This window comes from Deltaproteobacteria bacterium (assembly GCA_011773515.1).
In the GTDB taxonomy this organism is placed as follows: Bacteria; Desulfobacterota; Deferrimicrobia; order J040; family J040; genus WVXK01.
Genome location: WVXK01000006.1, coordinates 39,220 through 42,959 on the forward strand (window position 1 = coordinate 39,220; position 3,740 = coordinate 42,959).

Annotated in this window: 2 protein-coding genes; one reads left to right on the forward strand and one right to left on the reverse strand. The window is 57.8% G+C overall.

Annotated features, from left to right (window positions below):
- Window positions 1-250 precede the first annotated feature (250 nt).
- The gene (locus tag GTN70_00880) at window positions 251-2,992 is read left to right on the forward strand and encodes a DUF3365 domain-containing protein (GenBank protein NIO15552.1); all 2,742 of its coding nucleotides are present in this window, start codon (window positions 251-253) and stop codon (window positions 2,990-2,992) included.
- 220 nt (window positions 2,993-3,212) lie between these two features.
- On the opposite strand, the gene GTN70_00885 is transcribed toward GTN70_00880, so the two are convergent.
- Window positions 3,213-3,740: phosphoribosyltransferase (locus GTN70_00885; GenBank protein NIO15553.1), on the reverse strand; the 528-nt coding region annotated here is incomplete at its 5' end.

Below are 3,740 nucleotides of genomic sequence, written 5' to 3' on the forward strand. Positions count from 1 at the left end.
GAAACGAGAAACTGCATTGATAATCCGCGGTGTCCGGGGTTGCCCTTTAGCGAAAGAATCCGAACCGCCGCGCGAAACGTTTGGACGAAGCAATAAAGTCTATATTGATCGAGCAGTTAGCGCGACGGACCCCACCTGTCCCGGTTAAAGTAATCCGGAAAATCAACCGATGAAACTAACGTGAGGTAAATGATGAAAGCCTACGCGTCAGCACAGCAAATCGGGTAAGTTCCATCAGCCGGGGCCACCCTTGAATATCCAATCCTTCTTCAGATCGGGAAGATACACGGTTGTCGTCGCGGTATTTTTTCTCGTCGCAACCGTGCTGTCCCTGGCCTTTAACCTGGACAGGGCCCACAAGCGGTACGAGGAGCTCGCCACCGTCATGGGCCGGTCGCTTCTCGATGAACACCTTGCGACGAGGACGTGGAATTCCATGCACGGGGGGGTCTACGTTCCCGTGACGGGAGAATTCGAGCCGAACCCTTACCTGGATCGTGACCCCGCAAAGGATGTGGCTGCCACCGGCGGCATGATCCTTACGAAGGTAAACCACGCCTACATGACCAGGCTGATCTCGGAGATCCTGGAAGAGGATCGGGGGATAGCGTTGCACCTCGGAAGCCTCGACCCCATAAACCCTGAAAATATGGCAGACCCCCAGGAAGCGAAAGCGCTGGGAGAGTTCAAAAGGGGTGAAATAACAGAGAGCCATCTGACCCCGTCGGGTCAGAACCATACGTTTCGATACTTTGCGCCGGTGAGAATGAAAAAAGAGTGCCTGGGCTGCCACGAAAAACAGGGCATGAAGGAGGGCGATATCGGGGGGGTAATGAGCGTCTCCTTTTCCTATGAACCCTTCGAGAGGGCCATCGCGCAGAGCGTGAAGGCGATCCACGCTGTCCACATCCTCTTTTTCGGGATCGGTATCATCCTGGCCGTGGGAACCCTGCGGGAAATGGTCAGGAGCAAAAACGCCGAGGAGCGGCACAGGAGGAACGACGAGACGCAGAATGTCCTGCGGCAGATCCTGCAGACTTCCCTGCTCCCCCTTTCCCTCGAGGAGCAGCTGGGGAGGACTCTCGACCTGATCTTCTCCTGTTCCTGGATCGTCCCGACACAGAAGGGGTGCGTCTTCGTGGTGGGGGACGAACCCGAAGTGCTGGTCATGAGGGCCCAGCGGGGGCTTCCCGAAGCGGTTTTATCGGCGTGCAAGAAAGTGTCTTTCGGGAAATGCGTGTGCGGGGATGCGGCATCGAGCCGTGTCGTCCAGTTCTGCGAGTACACGGACAGGGCCCACGAACTCAGCTACAACGGTATGTCCCCCCACAGCCACTACTGCGTGCCCCTGGTGTCGGCGGACGAGGTCATCGGCGTGCTGAACATATATCTGGAGGCGGACCACAAGCGGGACAGGGAGGAAGAGGAATTTTTAACGGCCGTCGCCAATGCGCTGGCCGGGCTCATCAAGAGAAAGGAGGCCGAGGAAAACCTCCTTCACCTCGCCACTGCCGTCGAGCAGGCCGGGGAAGTCATCCTCCTGACCGATGCGGAGGGGACGATTCAGTATGTGAACCCCGCTTTCGAGGCGGTGACCGGCTATCGGCGGGGGGAGGTGGTCGGTGAAAATCCCCGGATACTGAAAAGCGGGAGGCACGATGCCGCCTTCTATGCCCACATGTGGGAGACGATTACCCGCGGAGATGTCTGGAGCGGGCGGTTCACGAACCGGAAGAAAGACGGCACCATCTACCACGAAGAGACGACCATATCCCCCATAAGGGACGAGTCGGGAAAGATCGTCAAGTTCGTGGCCGTCAAGCACGACGTTACCCACGAAGTGGCCCTGGAAAACCAGCTCAGGCACGCGCAGAAGATGGAGGCGATCGGGCAGCTCGCAGGCGGTGTCGCCCACGATTTCAACAACATCCTCACGGCCATCATCGGATATGCGAGCTTTCTGCAGATGAAGATGAAGAAAGACGACCCTCTGGAGGGGTATGTGACCAACATACTCGCTTCGTCCGAGCGTGCAGCCGACCTGACGCAGGGCCTTCTGGCCTTCAGCAGGAAGCAGATAATCAACCCGAAGCCGGTTGATGTAAACAGCATCGTGAGGCGTATCGGGAATCTCCTCATCCGCCTCATCGGGGAGGATGTCGAGCTGCGCACGGAGTTTTCAGGGGAGGACCTCGTGGTGATGGCCGACAGCGGGCAGGTGGAGCAGGTGCTGGTGAACCTCGCCACGAACGCGCGCGATGCGATGCCCGGCGGGGGTATGCTGGAGATAAAAACGGAGCAGGTGGCCCTGGACACCGAGTTCATAAAGGTTCACGGGTACGGGACGCCGGGCAGGTACGCCTGTATCACGGCGACGGACACGGGCGTCGGCATGGACCGGGAAACCATGGAGAAGGTATTCGAGCCTTTCTTCACGAAAAAGGAGGTCGGCGGGGGCACGGGGCTCGGCATGGCGATCGTCTACGGCATCATCAAGCAGCACGGCGGCTATATCAACGTGGAAAGCGAACCGGGGATGGGGTCTACCTTCAAGGTGTACCTACCGCTCACGGAGATGGGCGTGACGGTATCGGAAAAGCAGGTCAACTCAATGCCCCTCGTGGGACGGGAGACGATCCTCGTTGCAGAAGACGACGGGGAGGTGAGGAAACTGATCAAGGGGGTGCTCGAGAAATTCGGGTACAGGGTGGTTGAAGCTGTTGACGGGGCGGATGCCGTCAGAAAATTCAATGATAATTCGGGCAACATCGACCTGCTCGTCCTCGATGTGGTCATGCCGAAGAAGAACGGGAAAGAGGCGCTCGCCGAGCTGAGGGCCGCACGGCCGAAGGTGAAGGCTCTTTTCATGAGCGGTTACGCATCGGATATCATCTACAAGAAAGGGCTCGTTGACGATGGGTTCCGCCTTTTGTCCAAGCCCGTATCGCCGGGTGAGCTTTTAAAGAGTGTCAGGGAAGCCCTCGATTCCTAACATCGGTGCCGTTTCCATATTTTCGGTTTTCTGTTTCCAGTTTACGGTTTGCGGATTGAACCGGAAAATGGCTGACTGGAAACTAGTCCTTCGGGCCATCAGGACGGTTTCTCGTCTCTTGTTTTTAGTTTCTGGTTTTTCCTAGAAACAAGAAACCAGAAACGAGAAACTATCTTTTTCATTCCGCTCTCCGCATTCCGATTTCCGCATTGCCATTCCCTCAATCACGGTATCTCTCGAGTATCCTCCTTGCCTCTTTCTCCGGCACGTCCGTCCACAACTCGTAGGCGTCGGCAACGGCGAAACTGAACCCTCCCCGTATGTTGGCGCAGTAGAGCGACTCCACGTCTGCCGCAATACCTTCGACCGATTTCCCGTAGCCCGTGGGGACGGCGATGTGGATGCTGCCGGCTTCCCTGTTCTTCAGGGAGAGGACGGCGACGCTCATGGTGATACCCGATGCAAGCCCATCGTCGATGAGGATGACCGGGCGTTTCCGAAGGTCGGGAAACGGGCCGGAGCCCCGCAGAAAATTCGCCCTCCGCATCACTTTCCGCTTCGTCTCCGAAACTCCCTTCTCGACTTCAGCGGGGAGAAGCTTGATGTGGTGCAGCATCTCCCTGTTCAGCCGCACCGTGCCGTCTTCGGCGACGGCGCCGAATCCCGACTCGCTGTTCCAGGGGAGGGTTATCTTGCTGACCACCGCCACGTCGAGGGGGAGGGAAAGCATCTCTGAGACTTTCGCCGC